21 protein-coding genes are annotated in these 21,165 nt (G+C 69.1%); 8 read left to right on the forward strand and 13 right to left on the reverse strand.

Features of this window, described 5'->3' with window-relative positions; translation table 11 throughout:
* The first annotated feature begins 12 nt into the window (after window positions 1-12).
* Window positions 13-1,305 (forward strand): PTS transporter subunit EIIC, encoded by a 1,293-nt coding sequence (locus tag OG588_RS18660; protein ID WP_405948289.1) that lies wholly within the window; start codon window positions 13-15, stop codon window positions 1,303-1,305.
* 193 nt (window positions 1,306-1,498) lie between these two features.
* A complete protein-coding gene (locus OG588_RS18665; protein WP_019056713.1) occupies window positions 1,499-2,749 on the forward strand; it encodes a PTS transporter subunit EIIC in 1,251 nt (416 codons plus the stop codon).
* Window positions 2,750-2,814: 65 nt separating this feature from the next.
* Here OG588_RS18665 and OG588_RS18670 read toward each other — a convergent pair whose 3' ends face one another.
* A complete protein-coding gene (locus OG588_RS18670) occupies window positions 2,815-3,567 on the reverse strand; it encodes an MBL fold metallo-hydrolase (protein ID WP_405948290.1) in 753 nt (250 codons plus the stop codon).
* A 214-nt stretch (window positions 3,568-3,781) separates the two neighbouring features.
* Here OG588_RS18670 and OG588_RS18675 point away from each other — a divergent pair, with 214 nt between their 5' ends.
* Window positions 3,782-4,201 carry a type II toxin-antitoxin system PemK/MazF family toxin gene (locus OG588_RS18675; protein ID WP_019056718.1) on the forward strand — a complete coding sequence of 140 codons (420 nt, stop codon included), beginning with the start codon at window positions 3,782-3,784 and terminating at the stop codon, window positions 4,199-4,201.
* A 109-nt stretch (window positions 4,202-4,310) separates the two neighbouring features.
* Here OG588_RS18675 and OG588_RS18680 read toward each other — a convergent pair whose 3' ends face one another.
* The 7 genes from OG588_RS18680 to clpS form a co-directional block, all read right to left on the reverse strand.
* On the reverse strand, window positions 4,311-5,261 hold the full coding sequence (locus tag OG588_RS18680; RefSeq protein ID WP_405948291.1) for a PLP-dependent cysteine synthase family protein: 951 nt from the start codon (window positions 5,259-5,261) through the stop codon (window positions 4,311-4,313).
* Window positions 5,262-5,267: 6 nt separating this feature from the next.
* Window positions 5,268-5,546: a MoaD/ThiS family protein gene (locus tag OG588_RS18685; protein ID WP_405948292.1), complete on the reverse strand. Its 279-nt coding sequence runs from the start codon at window positions 5,544-5,546 to the stop codon at window positions 5,268-5,270.
* A gap of 103 nt (window positions 5,547-5,649) precedes the next feature.
* Complete coding sequence (locus tag OG588_RS18690) at window positions 5,650-5,745, reverse strand: putative leader peptide (RefSeq protein ID WP_019056721.1); 96 nt, start codon at window positions 5,743-5,745, stop codon at window positions 5,650-5,652.
* Window positions 5,746-5,836: 91 nt separating this feature from the next.
* The gene (locus OG588_RS18695; protein ID WP_019056723.1) at window positions 5,837-6,265 is read right to left on the reverse strand and encodes a Mov34/MPN/PAD-1 family protein; all 429 of its coding nucleotides are present in this window, start codon (window positions 6,263-6,265) and stop codon (window positions 5,837-5,839) included.
* A 77-nt stretch (window positions 6,266-6,342) separates the two neighbouring features.
* Window positions 6,343-7,770 (reverse strand): amino acid permease, encoded by a 1,428-nt coding sequence (locus OG588_RS18700; RefSeq protein WP_405948293.1) that lies wholly within the window; start codon window positions 7,768-7,770, stop codon window positions 6,343-6,345.
* A 277-nt stretch (window positions 7,771-8,047) separates the two neighbouring features.
* On the reverse strand, window positions 8,048-8,653 hold the full coding sequence (locus OG588_RS18705) for a DUF2017 domain-containing protein (protein WP_019056725.1): 606 nt from the start codon (window positions 8,651-8,653) through the stop codon (window positions 8,048-8,050).
* Window positions 8,654-8,665: 12 nt separating this feature from the next.
* Entirely contained in the window at window positions 8,666-8,983 is a 318-nt protein-coding gene (gene clpS, locus OG588_RS18710; protein WP_019056726.1) for an ATP-dependent Clp protease adapter ClpS, read from the reverse strand.
* A gap of 80 nt (window positions 8,984-9,063) precedes the next feature.
* Between clpS and OG588_RS18715 the strand changes: the two genes are divergently transcribed.
* Together OG588_RS18715 and OG588_RS18720 are read left to right on the forward strand one after the other, a co-directional pair.
* Window positions 9,064-10,410, forward strand: a complete 1,347-nt coding sequence (locus OG588_RS18715; RefSeq protein WP_405948294.1) for a nicotinate phosphoribosyltransferase — start codon at window positions 9,064-9,066, stop codon at window positions 10,408-10,410.
* A gap of 143 nt (window positions 10,411-10,553) precedes the next feature.
* The gene (locus tag OG588_RS18720; protein WP_399005175.1) at window positions 10,554-11,138 is read left to right on the forward strand and encodes an isochorismatase family protein; all 585 of its coding nucleotides are present in this window, start codon (window positions 10,554-10,556) and stop codon (window positions 11,136-11,138) included.
* 284 nt (window positions 11,139-11,422) lie between these two features.
* On the opposite strand, the gene OG588_RS18725 is transcribed toward OG588_RS18720, so the two are convergent.
* A complete protein-coding gene (locus OG588_RS18725) occupies window positions 11,423-11,776 on the reverse strand; it encodes a hypothetical protein (protein WP_405948295.1) in 354 nt (117 codons plus the stop codon).
* Between the two features lie 134 nt (window positions 11,777-11,910).
* Entirely contained in the window at window positions 11,911-14,253 is a 2,343-nt protein-coding gene (locus OG588_RS18730; RefSeq protein ID WP_405948296.1) for an immune inhibitor A domain-containing protein, read from the reverse strand.
* Between the two features lie 436 nt (window positions 14,254-14,689).
* On the opposite strand from OG588_RS18730, the gene OG588_RS18735 reads away from it, so the two are divergent.
* On the forward strand, window positions 14,690-15,013 hold the full coding sequence (locus OG588_RS18735) for a hypothetical protein (RefSeq protein ID WP_019056735.1): 324 nt from the start codon (window positions 14,690-14,692) through the stop codon (window positions 15,011-15,013).
* Window positions 15,014-15,138: 125 nt separating this feature from the next.
* Here the strand turns inward: OG588_RS18735 and OG588_RS18740 are convergent, their stop codons facing one another.
* A complete protein-coding gene (locus OG588_RS18740) occupies window positions 15,139-15,792 on the reverse strand; it encodes an RDD family protein (RefSeq protein ID WP_405948297.1) in 654 nt (217 codons plus the stop codon).
* Between the two features lie 89 nt (window positions 15,793-15,881).
* Window positions 15,882-17,390, reverse strand: coding sequence for an RDD family protein (locus OG588_RS18745; protein WP_405948298.1), 1,509 nt, complete (start codon window positions 17,388-17,390; stop codon window positions 15,882-15,884).
* A gap of 266 nt (window positions 17,391-17,656) precedes the next feature.
* Here OG588_RS18745 and OG588_RS18750 point away from each other — a divergent pair, with 266 nt between their 5' ends.
* On the forward strand, window positions 17,657-18,130 hold the full coding sequence (locus OG588_RS18750; protein WP_366091227.1) for an SsgA family sporulation/cell division regulator: 474 nt from the start codon (window positions 17,657-17,659) through the stop codon (window positions 18,128-18,130).
* 67 nt (window positions 18,131-18,197) lie between these two features.
* Here OG588_RS18750 and OG588_RS18755 read toward each other — a convergent pair whose 3' ends face one another.
* Window positions 18,198-19,604 (reverse strand): FAD-binding oxidoreductase, encoded by a 1,407-nt coding sequence (locus OG588_RS18755; RefSeq protein ID WP_405953155.1) that lies wholly within the window; start codon window positions 19,602-19,604, stop codon window positions 18,198-18,200.
* Between the two features lie 92 nt (window positions 19,605-19,696).
* Here OG588_RS18755 and OG588_RS18760 point away from each other — a divergent pair, with 92 nt between their 5' ends.
* Window positions 19,697-21,163, forward strand: a complete 1,467-nt coding sequence (locus tag OG588_RS18760) for a tetratricopeptide repeat protein (protein ID WP_405948299.1) — start codon at window positions 19,697-19,699, stop codon at window positions 21,161-21,163.
* Window positions 21,164-21,165: the final 2 nt, after the last annotated feature.

The raw sequence follows: 21,165 nt of genomic DNA on the forward strand, positions 1-21,165 counted from the left end.
CGAGGGGCGTCCATGAGTGCCGACAGTGCCGCCGCCCGTCCTGGGCGGACCCTATGGGGCAGCCTGTTCCAAGGGCTGCAGAAGATGGGCCGCAGTCTCCAACTCCCCATCGCCGTACTGCCGGCGGCCGGCATCCTCAACCGGCTCGGGCAGCCGGACGTGTTCGGGGACGACGGGCTGGGGTGGACCAATGTCTCGAAGGTGATGGCGGGTGCGGGCGGGGCGCTGCTCGACGGGCAGCTCGGACTGCCGCTGCTGTTCTGTGTGGGCGTCGCGATCGGGATGGCGAAGAAGTCGGACGGGTCGACGGCGCTGGCCGGAGTCGTCGGCTTCCTCGTCTACTACAACGTGCTGCGCCAGTTCCCGAAGGACTGCACGGGCGGCACGAACGTGGTGCCCGGCATCGGGTGCCAGGCCGCCGATCACTCGGTCTCGGTGTTCACGTACCAGAATCCCGGGGTGTTCGGCGGGATCGTGCTGGGGCTGCTGACCGCGTTCTTCTGGGCGCGCTACCACCGTACGAAGCTGGTGGACTGGCTCGGCTTCTTCAACGGCCGCCGTCTCGTCCCGATCATCATGTCGTTCGTGGCGATCGCGGTCGCGGCGGTGGCGCTGTGGGTCTGGCCGCCGATCGGTACCGGCCTCGAGCACTTCAGCGACTGGCTGAGCGCGCGGGGTGCGCTGGGCGCCGGGGTGTTCGGTCTCGCCAACCGGGCGCTGCTGGTCGTAGGGCTGCATCAGTTCCTGAACGTGCCCATCTGGTTCCAGTTCGGCAGCTACACCAAGCCGGACGGGACGGTGGTGCACGGTGACATCAACATGTTCCTGGCGGGCGACCCGCACGCGGGGCAGTTCACCTCGGGCTTCTTCCCGATCATGATGTTCGCGCTGCCGGCGGCGGCGCTCGCGATCGCACACTGCGCGAAGCCGAGCCGCCGCAAGGAGGTCGGCGGCCTGATGCTCTCGGTCGCGCTGACCTCCTTCGTCACCGGCATCACCGAGCCCATCGAGTACTCGTTCCTGTTCATCGCGCCGGTCCTCTACGCGGTCCACGCGGTGCTGACCGGGGTGTCGATGGCGGTGACCTGGGGACTCGGGGTGCATGACGGTTTCAGCTTCTCCGCCGGTCTGATCGACTACGCGATCAACTGGAACCTGGCGACGAAACCGTGGGCGATCATTCCGATCGGGCTGTGCTTCGCGGCGGTGTACTACGTCGTCTTCCGGTTCGCGATCACGAAGTTCGACCTGAAGACGCCGGGGCGGGAGCCGGAGGACGAGCGCGAGGACGTCACCAAAGCCTGACGGAACAGGCAGGCAGGGCAAGCGAGTTGGGCCCCCGGACCATCGGTCCGGGGGCCCTTCTCCATGTATGCCGTCGTGTACGTCGCGTAGCGATCCGGTCGCAGATTCAGCGGGTTCCTTTATGCGGACTTCATCTGCTACAACAGGTCTACACCACTGAGTGGTGTAGACCACCACCCGATGGAGGAAGTCTATGTCCACCGCCACCGCGCCAACGGCGGCCCCCGCGAAGAAGTGGGGATCCGGCCTGTTCCAGGGCCTGCAGAAGATCGGTCGCAGCCTACAGCTGCCGATCGCTGTGCTTCCGGCGGCGGGCATCCTGCTCCGGTTCGGTCAGGCCGACATCCACGACAAGCTGCATCTGCCGGACAAGGTGACGGCGGTCTTCGCCACCGCCGGTGGCGCGATATTCGACAACCTGCCGCTGCTGTTCTGCATAGGTGTCGCGATCGGCTTCGCCAAGAAGTCCGACGGCTCCACCGCGCTCGCGGCGCTCGTCGGCTTCCTCGTCTACAGCAATGTGCTCAAGGCCTTCCCCGTCACCGACGCGCAGATCCTCAAGGGCGCGGACGTACCCGCGACTTACAACAACCCCGGTGTCCTCGGCGGCATCATCATGGGTCTGCTCTCCGCGGTGCTGTGGCAGAAGTTCCACCGGACCAAGCTGGTCGACTGGCTCGGCTTCTTCAACGGCCGCCGTCTCGTGCCGATCGTCATGGCGTTCGTCGGCACGATCATGGGCGTCTTCTTCGGCCTGATCTGGAAGCCGATCGGCGAGGGCATCTCGAACTTCGGTGAGTGGATCACCGGTCTCGGTGCCTTCGGTGCCGGTCTGTTCGGTCTGATCAACCGCGGTCTGATCCCGGTCGGCATGCACCAGTTCGTCAACTCGGTGGCCTGGTTCCAGATCGGCGACTACAAGGACTCCACCGGCGCCGTCGTCCACGGTGACCTCACCCGCTTCTTCGCCGGTGACCCGAGCGCCGGAATGTTCATGTCGGGCTTCTTCCCCATCATGATGTTCGGCCTGCCGGCCGCCGCGCTCGCCATGGCGCACACCGCCCGCCCCGAGCGCCGCAAGGCCGTGCTGGGCATGATGATCTCGCTCGCGCTGACCTCCTTCGTGACCGGTGTGACCGAGCCGATCGAGTTCTCGTTCATGTTCATCGCCCCGGTGCTCTACGCGATCCACGCGGTGCTGACCGCCCTGTCCATGGCGGTCACCTGGGCGCTCGGCGTCCACGCGGGCTTCACCTTCTCCGCGGGCTTCATCGACTACGCGCTGAACTGGAACCTGGCCACCAAGCCCTGGCTGATCATCCCGATCGGTCTGGTCTTCGGCGCGATCTACTACTTCGTCTTCCGCTTCGCGATCATCAAGTGGAACCTCCCCACCCCGGGCCGCGAGCCCGAGGAGGAGCTGGAAGACCTCACCAAGGCGTGACCCCCGTACGGCCATGACGAAGGCCCCGGCACCGAGTTGGTGCCGGGGCCTTCGCGTACGGAGAACTAGATCTCGTACGACGCTCTCGGCGCCGCCAGTTCCACCGGGCCGGCGTAGACCTCGCGCGCGTCGGCCAGGTTGGCCTGGGGGTCGGTCCACGGGGGGATGTGGGTCAGCACCAGTCGCCTGACCCCCGCCCTGGTCGCCGTCTCGCCGGCCTCGCGGCCGTTGAGGTGGAGGTCCGGGATGTTCTCCTTGCCGTGCGTGAACGCGGCCTCGCACAGGAACAGGTCGGTGTCCCGGGCGAGTTCGTCGAGGGACTCGCTGATGCCCGTGTCGCCGGAGTACGTCAGGGACCGGCCGCCGTGCTCGACGCGGATGCCGTACGCCTCGACGGGGTGGCGGACCCGCTCGGTGTGCACGGTGAAGGGGCCGATGTCGAACGTGGACGGCTTCACCGTGTGGAAGTCGAAGACCTCGCTCATGGAGGAGGCGGTGGGGGTGTCGGCGTAGGCCGTGGTCAGACGGTGCTCGGTGCCCTCGGGGCCGTAGACCGGGATGGGGTCGCAGCGGCCGCCGTCGTGGCGGTAGTAGCGCGCGACGAAGTACGCGCACATGTCGATGCAGTGGTCGGCGTGCAGATGGCTGAGGAAGATCGCGTCGAGGTCGTAGAGACCGCAGTGGCGCTGCAGCTCGCCAAGGGCGCCGTTGCCCATGTCGAGGAGCAGCCGGAAGCCGTCGGCCTCTACGAGGTAGCTCGAACAGGCCGATTCCGCGGACGGGAACGACCCCGAGCAGCCGACGACGGTGAGCTTCATAAAGCAGAAACCTCCGCTGGCGGGAACTTCTGGAGTTGGGTGACGGGGGTCGTGCGGTCCGTCGAGCGTAAGGCGCAAAAGGGCCGGTCGCTCCTCCGCCAAGGGCTGTTGTGGGGGAACTCACCTGTGCTGTCACCGGTTCGGCTGGAACCGGGGCGCGTGGGGTATGTAAGAGGGCGCGCGGCTTGGATTGCGCGCCGGTACGGTCGTTCGCATGAACACGTACTGGTGGCTCGGGCTCGCGGCTGTGGTGTTGCTGGCGCTGGTCGCCACGCTCGTCGACGGGTGGGGGCGGGGGTCGTCCCGACGGGTGCGGGGGGATCGGCCTCGGCCCGCTGAGATCTGGTGGGCGAACGTGCCCTACGAGGATCAGCCCGGGGTTGTCAAGGATCGGCCTTGTCTGGTGCTTGCCGTGCGCGGGCGGAAAGTTACCGTCGCGAAGATCACCAGCAAGTATCACGATGGGCGGGGTGGGGTAATTCCCTTGCCGCCGGGGGCTGTTGGGGATGCGCGGGGGCGGGCCAGCTATTTGGAGACCGACGAGTTGAGGAAGGTGTCGGTGTCTGAGTTTCGGCGGCGGGTTGGGGTGGTGGACCCGGTCCTTTGGGATCAGGTCCGTCACCTCACCGGTTGAGGGTGCGTTTTCGGGTGCGGGTCCGTTGTGGCTGGTCGCGCCCACGCGGCGGAGCCGCAAATCGATACAGCCCCGCGCCCCTGACCTAGCTGCCCTCAGCCCCTTTTCATCATGCCCAGAGTTGGCCCTGAAGCGTTTTGATCGCTTCCTCTGTCGTCGCCGCCGTGTAGACGCCCGTCGACAAGTACTTCCAGCCGCCGTCCGCCACCACGAACGCGATGTCCGCGGTCTCCCCCGCCGCTACGGCCTTCTTGCCCACGCCGATTGCTGCGTGGAGGGCCGCGCCTGTGGAGACGCCGGCGAAGATGCCCTCCTGTTGGAGGAGTTCGCGGGTTCGGGTGACCGCGTCGGCCGAGCCGACCGAGAAGCGGGTTGTCAGTACGGAGGCGTCGTAGAGCTCGGGGACGAAGCCCTCGTCGAGGTTGCGGAGGCCGTAGACGAGGTCGTCGTAGCGCGGCTCGGCGGCGACGATCTTCACGTCCGGCTTGTGTTCGCGGAGGTAGCGGCCTACGCCCATGAGCGTGCCCGTGGTGCCGAGGCCCGCTACGAAGTGGGTGATCGACGGGAGGTCGGTGAGGATCTCCGGGCCCGTTGTCGCGTAGTGGGCGCCCGCGTTGTCCGGGTTGCCGTACTGGTAGAGCATCACCCAGTCCGGGTGTTCGGCGGCGAGTTCCTTCGCCACGCGGACTGCGGTGTTGGAGCCGCCCGCCGCGGGGCTGGGGATGATCTCCGCGCCCCACATGTTGAGCAGGTCGCGGCGTTCCTGCGAGGTGTTCTCGGGCATCACGCAGACCATGCGGTAGCCCTTGAGCTTCGCGGCCATGGCCAATGAAATGCCGGTGTTGCCGGAGGTGGGCTCCAGGATCGTGCAGCCGGGGGTCAGGCGGCCGCTCTTCTCCGCCTGTTCGATCATGTGCAGGGCCGGGCGGTCCTTGACCGAGCCGGTCGGGTTGCGGTCCTCCAGCTTGGCCCAGATGCGGACGTCGGTGGACGGCGACAGCCGCGGCAGGCGCACCAGAGGGGTGTTGCCCACCGCGGCCAGCGGAGAGTCGTAACGCATCGACGATCAGGCCATACCGCCGGCCACGGCCGGCAGGATCGTGACGTTGTCGCCGTCGGTCAGCTTGGTGTTGATGCCGTCGAGGAAGCGGACGTCCTCGTCGTTCAGGTACACGTTGACGAAGCGGCGCAGTTCGCCGCCGTCCACGATGCGGGCCTGGATGCCCGCGTGCCGGGTCTCGAGGTCGGCGAAGAGCGCGGTGAGGTTCTCACCGGCACCCTCGACGGCCTTCTGGCCGTCGGTGTAGGTGCGGAGGATGGTGGGGATGCGGACCTCGATGGCCATGGCAAGGGGCTCCTGTCGGAAGCGGGAGGGGTCTGGTCTCGGTGGGCGCGCGGCACGATCGTGGGCGCACCGGGGCGCACGGCCTACGGCGACTGCGCGAGGGTCAACAGATGGCGCTGCTGAGCCGGCACAGGTCGACGTGCAGCCGCGCCACGAGCAGTGTGCCCGGCGCCTTGTCGCTCACGTCGAGAAGAACCATGGGCTCATCGTATCGATTCCCGGTCCGGTCCTCGGTAGGGGATCTCACACTTCGGACCGTTTTCATCCGGAGTACGAGATCGGGGCCCGGATCAGTACGCCTCCACCACCTTGACCTCCTCCTCCGTGACCTCGCCTTCCAGGATCTGGTACGAGCGGAACTGGAAGGGTCCCGCCTCGTCGGAGTCGGCGGTGGAGACGAGGACGTAGTGGGCGCCGGGTTCGTTGGCGTAGGAGATGTCGGTGCGGGAGGGGTAGGCCTCGGTCGCGGTGTGGGAGTGGTAGATGATCACCGGCTCCTCGTCGCGGTCGTCCATCTCGCGATAGAGCTTCAGCAGGTCCTGCGAGTCGAACTCGTAGAACGTGGGTGAGCGGGCCGCGTTCAGCATCGGGACGAAGCGCTCGGGGCGGCCCTCGCCCACCGGGCCCGCGACGACTCCGCACGCCTCGTCGGGGTGGTCCGCGCGCGCGTGGGCGACGATCTGGTCGAAGAGGGCCTGGGTGATGGTCAGGGTCGGCATGGTCGTCAGGATAAGCAGAAGGGCCGTCCCGTACCGAGTGGTGGTACGGGACGGCCCATATGGCGGGATCGGGCGGGTCAGCCGACCTTCTCGAACTCCGGGTCGCGGCGCTCGGTGACCTGCGGGTTGCGGGACTTGAGGGCGTACCAGCCGGCGCCCAGGGCGAAGGTCCAGCCCGCCATGACGTAGAGGCAGACGCGGGAGTCGGGGTCGTAGGCGATGAGGCCCGTGACGAAGAGCAGGAACGCGATGGCCACGTAGGAGAACCTCGCGCCGCCCGGGGCCGGGAAGGACGAGGCCGGGAGGCGGCCCGCGTCGACCGCGCGGCGGTAGAGGACGTGGCTGATCAGGATCATCAGCCAGGTCCAGATGCCGGCGGCGGTGGCGACCGAGGTGACGTAGCCGAACGCCTTCTCCGGGACGACGTAGTTGAGGACCACGCCGATGCCCATGAAGGCGACGGAGATCGTGATGCCGGTCGCCGGGGTCTTGGAGGCGGACAGCTTGCTGAAGACCTTCGGGGCCTCGCCGTTGTCCGCGAGGGTGCGGAGCATGCGGCCCGTGGAGTACATGCCCGAGTTGCAGGAGGAGAGGGCGGCCGTGAGGACTACGAAGTTGACGATTCCGGCGCCTGCCGGGATGCCGATCTTCGCGAACGCCTCGACGAACGGGCTGACGCCCGGGGCGAATTCGGTCCACTTCACGACGCAGAGGATGACGGTGAGGGCGCCGACGTAGAAGAGGGCGATGCGCCACGGGAGGGTGTTGATCGCCTTGGGGAGGGTCTTCTCCGGGTTCTCGGACTCGCCCGCGGTGACGCCGACCAGCTCGACGGCGAGGTAGGCGAACATGACGCCCTGGAGGGTCATCAGGGACGAGCCGATGCCCTTGGGGAAGAAGCCGTCGAACTGCCAGAGGTTGGCGACGGAGGCGGTGTCACCGGCGCTGCTGAAGCCGAAGGTGAGGACTCCCAGGCCGATCACGATCATGCCGATCAGGGCGGTGACCTTGACCATCGAGAACCAGAACTCGATCTCACCGAAGAGCTTCACCGAGATCAGGTTGGCCACGAAGAGGATGACCAGAAAGACGAGTGCGGTCACCCACTGGGAGACGGCGGGGAACCAGTAGTTGACGTAGATGGCGGCGGCCGTGAGTTCGGCCATGCCGGTGACCACCCACATCAGCCAGTACGTCCAGGCGGTGAAGTAGCCGAAGAACGGGCCGAGGAACTCGCGCGAGTACTCCGCGAAGGAGCCCGACACCGGGCGGTACAGGAGCAGTTCGCCGAGCGCCCGCATGATGAAGAAGATGATCACGCCCGCGAGGGCGTACATGAAGATGAGGCTGGGTCCTGCCTTGGCGATGTTCGCCCCGGCTCCCAGGAACAGTCCGACGCCGACGGCGCCGCCGATCGCGATCATCTGGACCTGACGGCTGCCGAGCCCGCGCTCGTACCCCTCCTCGGGGGTCTTGTCCGTCTCGTCGACCTGAGCGGAGGTCATGTGTGGTGCGCCTTTCTCCGAATCCCCCCATGGACTTGGAGCTGCCCGGCCGAGGTCCGTCGGCCGCGTGGCGAACCCGGCGGGACATGGGTGGCGTCCGCCGGGCGGTCGTGAAGATTTATCACGGTCGCAATCTTGAGCGACGGGGGGATTTGTGGCGTACACCACAGGAAGAAGCGGACAAAAAGGAGCGACGGCCAGCATTCCTGGCCGTCGCGGTGACGTGATCGTTATTCGGATTTGAGCGTCCCCTGAGCGAACGGAACGGTTGCTCCGGTCAGCGCATCAGGGTGTTGACCAGGGTCTCCTGGAGGCCGCCCAGCCAGAGGTACGCCATCACCATCGGCTTGCGCGGGTCCTCGTCCGGGAGGCGGTAGAGGTCGTCGGTGTCGTCCTCGTCGGTGATGTCGAGGCGTGAACCGATCGCCAGGCGCAGGTCGTTGAGCGAGCCGAGCCACTGCCGGGACTCCTCGGCGGTGAGCTTGAGGATCGCCCCGCCGTCGCCGCCGGGGGTGAGCGAGTCGAGGGTGCGGACGACCGCGAGGGCGTTCTCGCGCTTGCCGGCGCGGAGGTCGTTCTCGGTGAAGCGGCGGAACTCGGCGGAGTGCGCCATCCGTTCCTCCGCGTCCTGCGGGGAGTCGGGGGCCTGCTCCGGGTCGGTGTACGCGTCCGGGAACAGGCGCCGGAGCACCGGGTCGGCGGGCGGCTCGCTCGGGCCCTCGGCGAAGAGTTCGGCGAGCGGGTCGTCGGAGGCGTCCTCGCCCGGTCCCGGGCCGATCAGCTCCAGGAGCTGGACGGCCAGCGACCGGATGATGGAGATCTCGACGTCGTCGAGCGCGACGGCCGCGCCGCCGCCGCGAATGGGTTCGAAGTGTCCTGGCATCGGGATGGGTCGCTACTTCCGGTCCTGCTGGAGGGTGGCCCACAGACCGTAGCCGTGCATCGCCTGCACGTCGCGTTCCATCTCCTCGCGGCTTCCGCTGGAGACGACGGCGCGGCCCTTGTGGTGGACGTCGAGCATGAGTTTGTGGGCCTTGTCCTTGGAGTAGCCGAAGTACGTCTGGAAGACGTACGCGACATAGCTCATGAGGTTGACCGGGTCGTTGTGGACGATCGTGACCCAGGGGACATCGGGCTCGGGTACGGCGAAGACCTCCTCCGCCGACTCGGTGCGTTCGATCTCCAGGGGTGCGGGTGACGTCACCCGGCCCATGCTGCCACCAGAAGGGGGCCTCCGCACAAATGGACCCCACAAATCGTCAGAGTGACGAGATGGGAGTAGCATCACTCGTCATGAACACAGCGGACCTTGGGCTGCCGGTGGACGTTCCCTCGACGGCGCTCTTCACCGACCACTACGAGCTGACGATGCTGCAGGCCGCCCTCAAAGCGGGTACGGCCGACCGGCGTTCGGTCTTCGAGTGCTTCACCCGTCGGCTACCCGAGGGGCGTCGCTACGGCGTCGTCGCGGGCACCGGGCGCGTCCTGGACGCGGTGGAGAACTTCCGGTTCGACGCGGACGTCCTCGGCTTCCTGCGCGAGCGGAACGTCGTCAACGAGGAGACCCTGGAGTGGCTCGCCGCCTACCGCTTCAGCGGTGACGTCTGGGGCTACCCGGAGGGCGAGGTGTACTTCCCGGGCTCGCCGATCATGCGGGTCGAGGGTTCGTTCGCCGAGTGCGTGCTGCTGGAGACGGTGATCCTCTCCATCCTCAACCACGACTCCGCGATCGCGGCCGCCGCCTCCCGCATGGCCTCCGCCGCGGGTGAGCGCCCGCTGATCGAGATGGGCGCCCGCCGCACCCACGAGCTGGCCGCCGTCGCCGCCTCCCGCGCGGCCTACGTCGGCGGTTTCGCCACCACCTCCGACCTCGCGGCCGGTTTCCGCTACGGCATCCCGACCGTCGGCACCTCCGCGCACGCCTTCACCCTGCTGCACGACAACGAACGCGACGCGTTCCAGGCCCAGGTGGACTCGCTGGGCCGGAACACGACGCTGCTCGTCGACACGTACGACGTGACCGAGGCCGTCCGTACGGCAGTTGAGGTCGCCGGGCCCGAACTCGGCGCCGTCCGCATCGACTCCGGCGACCTGCTGCTCGTCGCGCACCGGGTGCGGCAGCAGTTGGACGAGCTGGGCGCCGTCAACACGAAGATCGTGGTGACCTCCGACCTGGACGAGTACGCCATCGCCTCGCTGGCGGCGGCGCCGGTGGACGCGTACGGCGTCGGCACCCAGCTGGTGACCGGTTCCGGGCATCCGACCTGCTCGATGGTCTACAAGCTGGTCGCCCGTGCCGAGTCCGCCGATCCGAAGGCGCCGCTGGTGCCGGTCGCGAAGAAGTCCAGCGGCGGCAAGACGTCGATCGGCGGGCGCAAGTGGGCGGCACGGCGGCTGGACGGCGACGGGATCGCGGAGGCCGAGGTCGTCGGCACCGGGCCGGTACCGGCCGAACTGGCCGACCGGCAGCTGCTGGTGGAGCTGGTCAAGGGCGGTGAGGTCGTCGCGCGCGAACCGCTGGACGTCGTACGGGACCGGCATGCGGGGGCGCGGGGCAACCTGCCGTTGTCGGCGACGCAGTTGTCGCGCGGGGAGGCCGTGATTCCGACGGAGTACGTGCATCTGCGGTCGGGTAGTTAAGAACCGCCGATGAAGACCCCTGGTCGAGACCCGCTGGTTGAGGCCCACTGGTTAAGACCCGTACGAAAATCAGGGGTGCGCCCTCCCGTAGTGCCGCCGGAGTCTCTAGGCTCGAATCTCACTCACTGTCGAAGGACACCACCATGCGCCGCGCCTTGATCGTCGTTGACGTGCAGAACGACTTCTGCGAGGGGGGCAGTCTCGCGGTGGCCGGGGGTGCGGATGTGGCCGCCGCCGTCACCGAGCTGATCGGGCAGGCTCCTGCCGGGTACCGGCATGTCGTGGCCACCCGCGATCACCACATCGCGCCCGGTGGGCACTTCGCCGACAACCCTGACTACGCGCGCTCCTGGCCCGCGCACTGTGTCGCGGGTACGGAGGGGGTCGGGTTCCATCCGAACTTCGCGCCTGCGGTTGCCTCCGGGGCGATCGACGCGGTGTTCGACAAGGGGGCGTATGCGGCGGCGTACAGCGGGTTCGAGGGGCGGGATGAGAACGGGGTTTCGCTCGGGGACTGGTTGCGGGCTCGGGAGATCGACGAGGTGGATGTGGTCGGGATCGCTACCGATCACTGTGTGAAGGCGACCGCGTTGGATGCCGTGCGGGAAGGGTTTCGTACGCAGGTGTTGCTGGACCTCACAGCCGGGGTTGCGAAGGAGACGACCGATCGGGCGTTGGAGGAACTGCGCGCGGCGGGCGTGGAGTTGACCGGGAAGCCGGTCGTCTAGCCGCTTTTTGTCCGCGGGCCGGTGGGGCTGGTCGCGCCCACGCGGCGGAGCCGCACATCGATACAGCCCCGCGCCCCTCAGAGGCAGCCCCTTCGGGGCGTGCCGCCGCGGACCGGCTAACGGCGCCCAGGGCGGCAGCTACGCGCCGAACCGGCCCCTACCGGGTCCGCAGACAACGCACCGCCCCTCAAGCGAAGCGCTATCGCGGCGCCAGCCGCGCCCTGAAGGGGCGCGGGGAACTGCGCGACCAGCCCCCACCGGGCCGCAGGCAACACACGAGCGCGCTACGCCGAGGCCGCAGGCCTCCGCAAGAGCGCCTTGATCGGATGCCACAGCTCCTGTGCCCGCTCCGGACCCGGGATCACGACAGCGTTGTCAGGGGCCGGTGCCGTACGCCATATCAGGCCGTCGGGGTGGTGCAGGACCGCCGTGATCTCGTCCGGGGTCGGTGGGGCCGCGTTGCCGCGCAGGTAGACGGCCCGCATACCGAGGTTGCGGAGCCTGGTCAGGGCCCGGGCCCGGTTGCGGGCGTGGACGAGCACGCGGACGCAGCCGTCACCCTGGGCGGCGGGTCTGGGCAGGTTCAACGCCACCACCACGCTGCCGGTGGGCAGCTTGCAGAAACCTCCTGCGGACAATGCGGTCACACCCCCTGGCGGGTCGAGTCGAGGTCGGTGTCAATAAGCCAAGCACAGGACGCACCTAAACACGGATCGGCGGCGACCCGCCAGGGGGTCACCGCCGATACGTTTCTGACCTGCGCTTTTACCGACTACTTCGCCGAAGGGCCGACCTGGACGCTCACCGTCGAGCCGTCACGAGGCTCCTTGACGATCTTGATCCGGGTGTTGGTGTCAGTGATCTTGACACCGGCCGTCGGGTTCGACGTGTCGTAGTAGGTCGACTTGCCGTCGTCGAAGACGGGGACGCCGGGCTGCGACTTCACCTTGGTCGCGACGTCCGCGTTGTGCAGCGTCATCGAGTCCGTCCGGTACAGGCTGAACGGCGAGTCGTACGCCTGGACGCGGTTGCGCATCAGCGTGCCGTTGGACCACTTCAGCTGGGTCGGGTGGGAGTCGATCGGCAGGATCAGACCCTCACCGGCGTGCTCGCTGGTGTTGTCGTCCGCCTGCGAGGTGTCCCACTTCCAGATCAACAGGCCGTTCTGGTAGGCGTAGTGCTCCACCCAGTCCGGACGGGTCGTCGAGAAGCCGAAGTTGTACGGGCCGACCTTCAACACCTTGTCGTACGACACGTATTGACGGTTCTCGGCGATGTAGTACTGCGCGTAGTCGTCCGTGAAGGACGAGCCGATGCGCGAGAAGCCCTTCGCCGTCCAGGCGGCGTCGGCGGACTCGGCGTTGTCGGAGAAGAGGGTCGCGCCGTCGGCGGTCACCGTGATCTCGTCGGCCGCGAAGCCCTTCTGCGCCACCCCGCTGTCCGTCGAGTAGCGGAAGCGGACGTCGACCTTCTGGCCCGCGTAGGCGTCCAGCGGGTACGTCAGCTTCTGGTACGCCGCCGCCGTGCCGGTGAGCGCGGGGTTGCCGCTGCCGTCACGCGGGATGGCGGAGCCGTCGGCCAGCGTGCCGTCGATCGGGGTCCAGCTGGTGCCGCCGTTCGTGGACACCTCGGTGTAGAGGTAGTCGTAGTCGGCCTCGATGTCGTAGTAGCCGTCCAGCGTGAGGGAGGCGGCCGACTTGCCGGTCAAGTCCACTGTCCGGGAAAGGGTGTTGCTCAGGCTGTTGCCGCTGCCGCTCCACCACTGCGTGGCACCCTGCGCCGGGGTGACCACCTCGGTGGTGACCTCCTTCTCCGGCAACTGCACCACGAGCGCCTGCGGGTTCTTGGTGTTGTACTCCGCGACGCCCAGCGTGTGCTTGGACTTGGTGCCGGCCTTGGCGATGTCGTAGTCCAGCCAGCCCAGTTGGAGCTTGTCCCAGGCGTTCATGTCGCCGGGCAGGTCGCCGATGGCTTCCTTGCCGGTGCCGAGCCAGGAGCCGGACGACATCAGCGTCCAGAAGCCGGTGGAGTTCTCGCCGCCCGCGGTGTCGTACTCGTCGGGCAGGCCGAGGTCGTGGCCGTACTCGTGGGCGTAGACGCCGAGTCCGCCGTTCTCCGGCTGGATGGTGTAGTCGCCGACCCAGATGCCGGTGTCACCGACCTGGGTGCCGCCGAGCAGGTTGGTGCCGGGACCGGTGGCACCGGCGTCGGTGCCGAAGGCGTACCAGCGGTGGGCCCAGATCGCGTCCTCGCCCTGCGCGCCGCCGCCGGCCGACTCGTCCTCACCGGCGTGCACGATCTGGAAGTGGTCGATGTAGCCGTCGGGCTCGTTGAAGTTGCCGTCGCCGTCGTAGTCGTAGCGGTCCCACTGGTCGAACTGGGCCAGCTCCGTCTTGATCTCGGCGGCCGTGTCACCGGCGGCCTCGCGCTGGGCGACCCAGGCGTTGACGCCGTCCTGGACCGCGTACCAGGCGCCGGTGGAGGCGCTGTTGGAGCCGTAACGGGCCTCGTTGTAGGGGACCTTGACCCAGTCGGTGACCTCGCCCTCGACCGAGTAGCGGCCCGAGGACTGCTTCTCGTAGTACTTCTTGAGCGACTCGGTGTTCTTGCCGGTGCCGAAGTACAGGTCCTGGAAGTGCGCCTGGTTGTAATCCGCCTGCCAGGCCGTGGAGTTGTCCTTCGCCCGGTCGGGCGCGGCTATCTGGTTGTGCAGCGGGCCGACGGTGCCGCCGTAGCGGGTGTCGACCTGGTCGCCGAACTCGACCAGGATCGTGAAGATCTTGTCGGTCTTCTCCCGGCTCAGTTCGACGTACTTGCTCTTGCCGCCCTTGCTCTTGAGCTGGACGACCTTCGAGCCGTTGCGGTCCTTGACCGAGGCCTTGCCGGCTATGACCTCGTTCAGGGCCTCCTGCCGCTGCGCGTCCTGCGTCTTGCTCAGCGGGCCGTCGAGGTCGTGCTCCTTCTGCGCGACCGGCGCCGGGTCGTGCCGGTCGACAGTGGTGGCCTTGGCCGAGGTGTTGGCCTCCGCCACGGCGAACGTCGAGAACGTGGCGGTTGCCGCCGCGAGGGCCACGCCCACCGCGGCCGCTCTGAACGTCCAGGGTCTGCTGGTCACTTGAGGTCCTCCCCTGCGCACACTCGACCGCGCGGAAGGGGGGGTCCTGGAGTCATGGAAGGTCCGCGCGCGGTGAACGCGTGATAGTCAAGTGACGTTATTTGACTAGAGGTTTACGGGAAAAGACAGACCTTGACTTGGACAGGACAAGTGCACTATGCGAAGCCGGGGTCCGCTTTACGGACACGCACGGCCGACTCGTCCAGCACTCAACAGGCGCGTACATCCGTCCACTTGGTGGACGCTATGACTCCGTGCGCCCCCCATGCTCCGGAGCTGTGTGTTAGGTCATGCTTACTGCACGTTCCACTCGGGCATGCAGGCGAATAGAGTCGATTGGCGGAACGCCCGGAACCGGCGGAAAGCCAGGCCGACATCGTAGTCGCACCCCCCTTTCACAGCCTCCCCTCCATCGCCTAACGAGGACTCGATTGCCATGCCTCGTCCGACCGCCGCACAGCTCGCCTACGGTTCGTTCACCGTGATCTTCTCGACGCTCGCCATGCTGCTGCTGTCACAGACGAACTCCGGTCTGGGGATCGCGGTCATCGCATGCGCGGCGCTCGCCCTCGGGGTGCTCGTCTCCCTGACGGTGCCGCAGCCGAAGACCCGTGCCCAGGCAGCGGCCCAGGCCGCCCCCCAGACCGCGGTAGCGGCCGCTCCGCCGCAGCGCCGGGTGCCGGTGTCGGTACGGCGGGAGACCGTGTCCGCCGCCGCCGTGTCGTCCGCACAGCCGGTCCGGGAGCGGAGCACTCCCTAGACCAAGCACAAGGCCAAGCTCGATCTCGACCTCAAGTTCAAGTTCAACTACGCGAATCGGCGGGCCCGTTGACCACGGACCCGCCGATCGCTGTGTGTGCGCTCCGGGAGTTGACCCCGGTCACCTCAACGCGTGCTGACCACCACGGTCTTGGCGGCCTTGTCGTGCAACCCCTGCTTGTACGGCTTGTCGAAGAAGCTCCAACCACCGCAGATCGCCGTCCAGATACAGGCACAGCAGAACGCGAACGGGATCCACAGCACCGCCGCGCGGATCAGGTTGGTCTGCACGGACGGCGTCGACCCGTTGTCGAGGTTCGCGACGCGCAGGCCCAGCCACTTCTTGCCCAGCGTCTGCCCCGACTTGGCCATCATCACGGTGTCGTAGCCGATGTAGAGCACGGCCGCGATGAGCGACTGGCCCAGCGACTTGGCGTACGACGCCCCGTCGGAGCCGACGTCGTACTCATGCACCCCGAAGGCCCAGGTGACCAGCCAGATGACGATGCCGACGAGGATCAGGTCGATGATCCGGGCGAGCGTGCGCCGGCCGCTCTCGGCGAGCGGGGGCATACCGGCGAGGGGGTCGGTGGGGTAGGAGCCGCCGCCGTAAGGGTCACCGGCACCACCACCGCCGCCGTACGGAGGGGGCTGCGGAGGCTGGTTCCCGTAGGACTGGTCGTACGGTGAGCCCGATCCCTGGCCAGGAGGGGGCTGCTTCCTGAACGGGTCGTCGTCCGGCGGCTGCTGGCCGGAGCCCGGAGGCGGTTCGGTACTCATGGGCAGAGTCGACCGCGAACCGCCCGACTCCGCATCCGGCGAGCGGCCGTCCGGGGTACGGAATCAGGTACCCCGGATGCCGTACCCCCCTATCCCGCTACGAACGTATGTGCTGCCTTGTCGTGCCAGCACTGGCGCCAGGGCCGGTCGAAGAGACACCAGGCGACACCGACGATCCCGATGCCGAGCAGCCCCGGGACGCTGTAGACGAGCCAGCGGCGCAGCGCCCCGCCGAAGCCGGGCGGCTCGTGGCTCTCGATGCCGCGCACCTGGAGACCGCAGAGCTTCTTGCCCAAGGTGCGGCCCCACTTGGCGGTCGGCAACGCCTCGTAGAGGACACCGAAGAGGAGGAGGACGGCGAGGACGATGCCCAGGTAGACGGCCGTCGTGCCGTCCAGCAGCCAGACCGTTTCGGTACGGCCGGAGAGCTTGGCCGCGTCGATCTTCTCGTTGATGTGGTCGGCCGCCTTGGTGCCCAGCGGTACGGCGGCCCCGGCGGTGACCGCGCCGAGCACGACGGTGTCGACGAGCCGCGCGACCAGCCGCTTGCCGAGCCCCGCGGGCCGCGCCGCCGACTGCCGCCGGGCCGCCGCCTGGAACACGTCCTCCACGGGCGGCTTCCAAGGCGCAACGGGCCCCTCCTCGTCCCCCGCCAGCCGGTGCACCTGCTGCGCCCAGGACGGCTGCCCGCCACCGGGTCCGGCGGCCATGGGCATGCCCACGGCGGCGCCCTGCGGCTGGACCGGGCCGGGTTGCTGGGGGACGCCGGGGGCGGACTGCTGGGGGCCGGAGAGGGCCGTGGAGGACGCGGGGGCGGCGGAGGCGGCGGGCGCCCCGGTGCCGGTGCCCGCCTGGCCCACCTGAGCCTGCGCGGCGGCACGGGCGGCTGCCGCTTTTCCGGCGCCGAAGCCGGGGGCGGAGGGGTCGTTGGAGGGGGTGCTCCCGGCGGGATTCCGGGGGCCGAAGCCGCCACCGGCGGAGCCTGTTCCCACGGGACCCTGCGCCCCGAAACCGGCCCCCGTGCCCCCGCCCTGCGCCCCCGGCGCCCCGCCCTGTTGGGGCGTGCGCGGGGTCGGGCGGCGGAAAGTCGTCGTGCCCTCGTCCGGGGTGTCCGTACCCGGGGTCGGGGTCGTCGGGCGGCGCAGGGCGAAGGTGCCGGGGTTGGACGGGTCCTCGGGAGCGGTCGCCGCCGTGCCGTCCGGCTGGGCGGGGTGGTCGGCGGGGACCCTCGGGTCCGCGCCCGCTCTCGGGTCCGGGGAGCCCCAGGAGACGCGGCGGTCCTGGTCGCCGCCGAACCCGCTCTGGTGGGAGCGGTCCGCGCCCCACGCCGCCGCCGGCTCGGGGCGGCTGCCGTGCTGGGCCTGAGCCGGGCTCACCAGGTTGTCCGGCGCCGGGTCCTCGTCGAAGAAGTGCGGCCCGGTCTCCTCGACGGACTGGCCCGTCCCGCCGACGGGCAGGCCGTCCGACGGTGCCGGGCGGCTGGTGCCGGGCACCCAGGCCGTGCCGTTCCAGTACCGGACGTATCCAGGAATGGACGGGTCCGGGTAGTACCCCTCGCGGGGCCTGTCGTCACCGGGTGCCGGGGTTGGGGCGCTCATGTCCGTCGTCCCGTATCTGCTCGGAGGTCAAATGGGGGTGTCCACATCTATCAGACCCGTGCGACCGCCACTGCCCGTCCCGCCGGACCCACCCCTTTCCGGGCAACCTCGTGCACGGAGTCCACACGCTCCGAAGCCCCGCGAAGCCTTCGTGACGCGGCGCGGAAAAAAAAGATTCCCGAACTCGCGTAATGCTTCCGCCCGCACGGCCTCTCCACTCGTACGGGCCCACCGCAGGGCCCGGTCAGCGAGAGGAGACACACGTCATGCACACAGTCGTAGAGCGGGAGTTGGAGCTCAAACTCATCCTGTCGCCGGAGCGGAGCATTCCGGTCCCGGCCCTGCTGAGCTACCGCACCGACGATCCGTACGCCGTCCACATCTCCTTCCACATCAACTCCGAGCACCCCGTCAACTGGACGTTCGCCCGCGAACTGCTGGTCGAGGGCGTGTTCCGGCCGTGCGGGCACGGGGACGTGCGGGTGTGGCCGACGAAGGTGGAGCGGCGCAGCGTCATCCTGATGGCGCTGAGTTCACCCGACGGAGACGCCCTGCTCCAGGCCCCCGCGGCCCAGGTGTCGGCGTGGCTGGAGCGCACGCTGCGGGTGGTCCCTCCGGGCTCTGAGGCGGAGCAGCTCGGCATCGACGACGGCCTGGCCGAGCTGCTCGCACCGACCGCGGCCGACGACCTGTGGCTGCGCGACCCGTGGCCGTCGGACGAGTCGCGGGACGGGGAGTGAGTTCAGAAAGTGAGTCACTTTCGGCGAAAGTGTCACACTTTTCCAGACAGGGTGTCCCGCCCCCGTGTCAGAACAGCTTGCCGGGATTGAGGATCCCCAGCGGGTCGAAGCTCGCCTTCACCGCCCGCTGCACCTCCACGCCCACCGGGCCGATCTCGCGGGCCAGCCACTCCTTCTTCAGGACGCCGACACCGTGTTCGCCGGTGATGGTGCCGCCGAGTTCCAGGCCGAGGGCCATGATCTCGTCGAAGGACTCGCGGGCGCGCCGGGACTCGTCGGCGTCCTGCGCGTCGAAGCAGACGGTGGGATGCGTGTTGCCGTCGCCGGCGTGGGCGCAGACGCCGATCGTCAACCGGTACTTCTCGCCGATCCGTTCCACCCCTTCGAGCATCTCGCCGAGCCGCGACCGGGGCACGCACACGTCGTCGATCATCGTCGTGCCCTTGACCGCCTCCAGCGCCGTGAGCGACAACCGCCGCGCCTGGAGCAGCAGTTCGGACTCGGCGGCGTCCTCGGCGGGCACGACCTGCGTGGCTCCGGCCGCCTCGCACAGGGCTCCTACGGCGGCCAGGTCGGCGGCCGGGTCCAACGTGTCGAAGGCGGCGAGCAGCAGCGCCTCCGTCGTCTCCGGCAGTCCCATGTGCGCCAGGTCGTTGACGGCCTTGACGGTCGTACGGTCCATCAGTTCGAGGAGGGACGGCACGTGCCCGCCCGCCATGATCCGGCACACCGCGTCGCAGGCCTCCGCCGCAGAGGCGAACTCGGCGGCCAGCACGAGCTGTTGGGGCGGCTGCGGCTTCAGTGCCAGGATCGCCTTGACGACGATCCCGAGCGAGCCCTCCGACCCGACGAACAGCCGCGTCAGGTCGTACCCGGCGACCCCTTTGGCCGTACGCCGGCCGGTGCTCATCAGCCGACCGTCGGCGAGGACGACGTCCAGGCCGAGGACGTACTCGGCCGTCACCCCGTACTTCACGCAGCACAGCCCGCCGGACGCGGTGCCGATGTTGCCGCCGATCGTGCACATCTCCCAACTGGAGGGATCCGGCGGGTAGTAGAGGCCGTGTTCGTTGACCGCGCGGGAGAGCGTCGCGTTGATGACGCCGGGCTCGACGACCGCGATGCGGTCGACCGGGCTGATCTCCAGGATGCGGTCCATCTTGACGAGGGACAGCACGATGCAGCCCTCGGACGCGTTCGCCGCGCCCGACAGGCCGGTGCGGGCGCCCTGCGGGACGACCGGGAGGCGCAGTTCGGTGGCGACGCGCATGACGTGCTGGACCTGTTCGACCGTGCGCGGCAGCACGACGACGGCGGGGGTGCCGGACGGGCAGAAGCTCGCCATGTCGTTGGCGTACGAGTCCGTGACGTCCGGATCGGTGAGGACGGCCTCGGCGGGCAGCCCGGCCAGCAGCCGGTCGACGAGAGTCCCGGTGTCCTGGTCGCGAGGCGCTTCGATACGGCTCATGATCACAGCGTCGCACTCGCGGCCATCGGTGTGAACCCCGTCCACGCGTGGCTTTCGGTGCCGGGATGTGGTCGTCGTACTGACGCACAGTGAGCGCCATGGAGAACGAACAGCGGAGCCCCGGTACGTCCCTGGTGGCGGAGGCGCCCAGGCGCCGCTCCCCCGTTCTGCGCCGGGTGCTGATCGCCACGGTCGCCGGGTGTGCCGTGGTGGGCGGGCTGCTGTGGCTGCTGCCCGAGGAACCGCGTCCGGTGCCGCCGCCCGCGCCGGGACCCAAGGCGCAGGCGCTGACCGCGGTCACCGCGGGGGTACCGGCCGCGCTGCCGGACCTGGCCGCGCTGATCGGCGACCGGGAGACGCGGGTACGGGTCCATCCGCGCGATGCCCGGTCCTGGGCGGTGCTCGGCTCGGCCTATGTGGAGCAGGGGCGGCGGACCGGGGACACCCTGTACTACCCGAAGGCCGAGGAGGCCCTCCGCACCTCGCTGAAGGTGCGCGCCAAGGGCAACGACGCGAGCGCCGTCGCGATGGACGGCCTGGCGGCCCTGGCGAACGAACGGCGCGACTTCCGCGCGGCGCGCACCTGGGGCGAGGCCGCGGTGAAGGCGGCGCCGAGGCGCTGGACGACGTATCCGCTGCTGATCGACGCGTACACCGGGCTCGGCGACTACAAGGCGGCCGGGCGCACCCTCGACAAGCTGCTGGAGCTGCACACCGGCCCCGCCGTGATGGCCCGGGCCGCCGCCGTCTACCGCGACCGGGGCTGGCGCGAGGACGCCGCCGCCCAGCTCGCCGACGCGGCGGCGAAGGCCACCGCCCCGGCGGAGCAGGCGGCCTGGCTGCAACGCGCCGGCGAGCTGGCCTGGGAACGCGGGGACCGCGAGGTCGCGCTACGGCACTTCGAGGCGGCCGTACGGCTCGATCCCGACCAGCGGGAGGCGCTGGCCGGTGAGGGGCGCGCGCTGGCGGCGCTGGGCCGCACCTCGGAGTCCCTGAACGCGTACCAGGTCGCCCTCGCCAAGCAGCCGACCCCCCAATACGCCCTGGAGCTGGGCGAGTTGTACGAGTCGCTGGGACTCACGCAGGCCGCCCGCGTCCAGTACGACACCCTGCGTGCCCTCGCCGCCAAGGACACGGCGGCGGGGGTCGACGACGAGTTGGTCCTCGGCGTGTTCGAGGCGGACCACGGCGACGCGCAGGACGCCGTACGGCGGCTGCGGGCCGAGTGGACCCGGCAGCCGGGAATCGCGGTGGCCGACGCACTCGGGTGGGCGCTGCACCGGGCCGGGCAGGACGAGGAGGCGCTGAAGTTCGCGTCGGTGGCGACGGACAAGGTGCACGGGGGCGGGGTGCGGGACGCGCGGTACGCGTTCCACCGGGGCATGATCGAGCGGGAGTTGGAGAAGTTCGCGTCCGCGCGGCGGCACCTCCAGGACGCGCTGCAGATCAACCCGTACTTCTCGCCGCTGCAAGTGCCCTTGGCCCAGGCGGCGTTGGCGGCGCTGGGCGAGCCGTCCAACGAGCCACCGCCCACGGACAAGGAGCCGCAGGAGAAGACGGGTTGAGC

The sequence above is a fragment of the Streptomyces prunicolor genome (genome assembly GCF_045162825.1).
In the GTDB taxonomy this organism is placed as follows: domain Bacteria; phylum Actinomycetota; class Actinomycetes; order Streptomycetales; family Streptomycetaceae; genus Streptomyces; species Streptomyces prunicolor.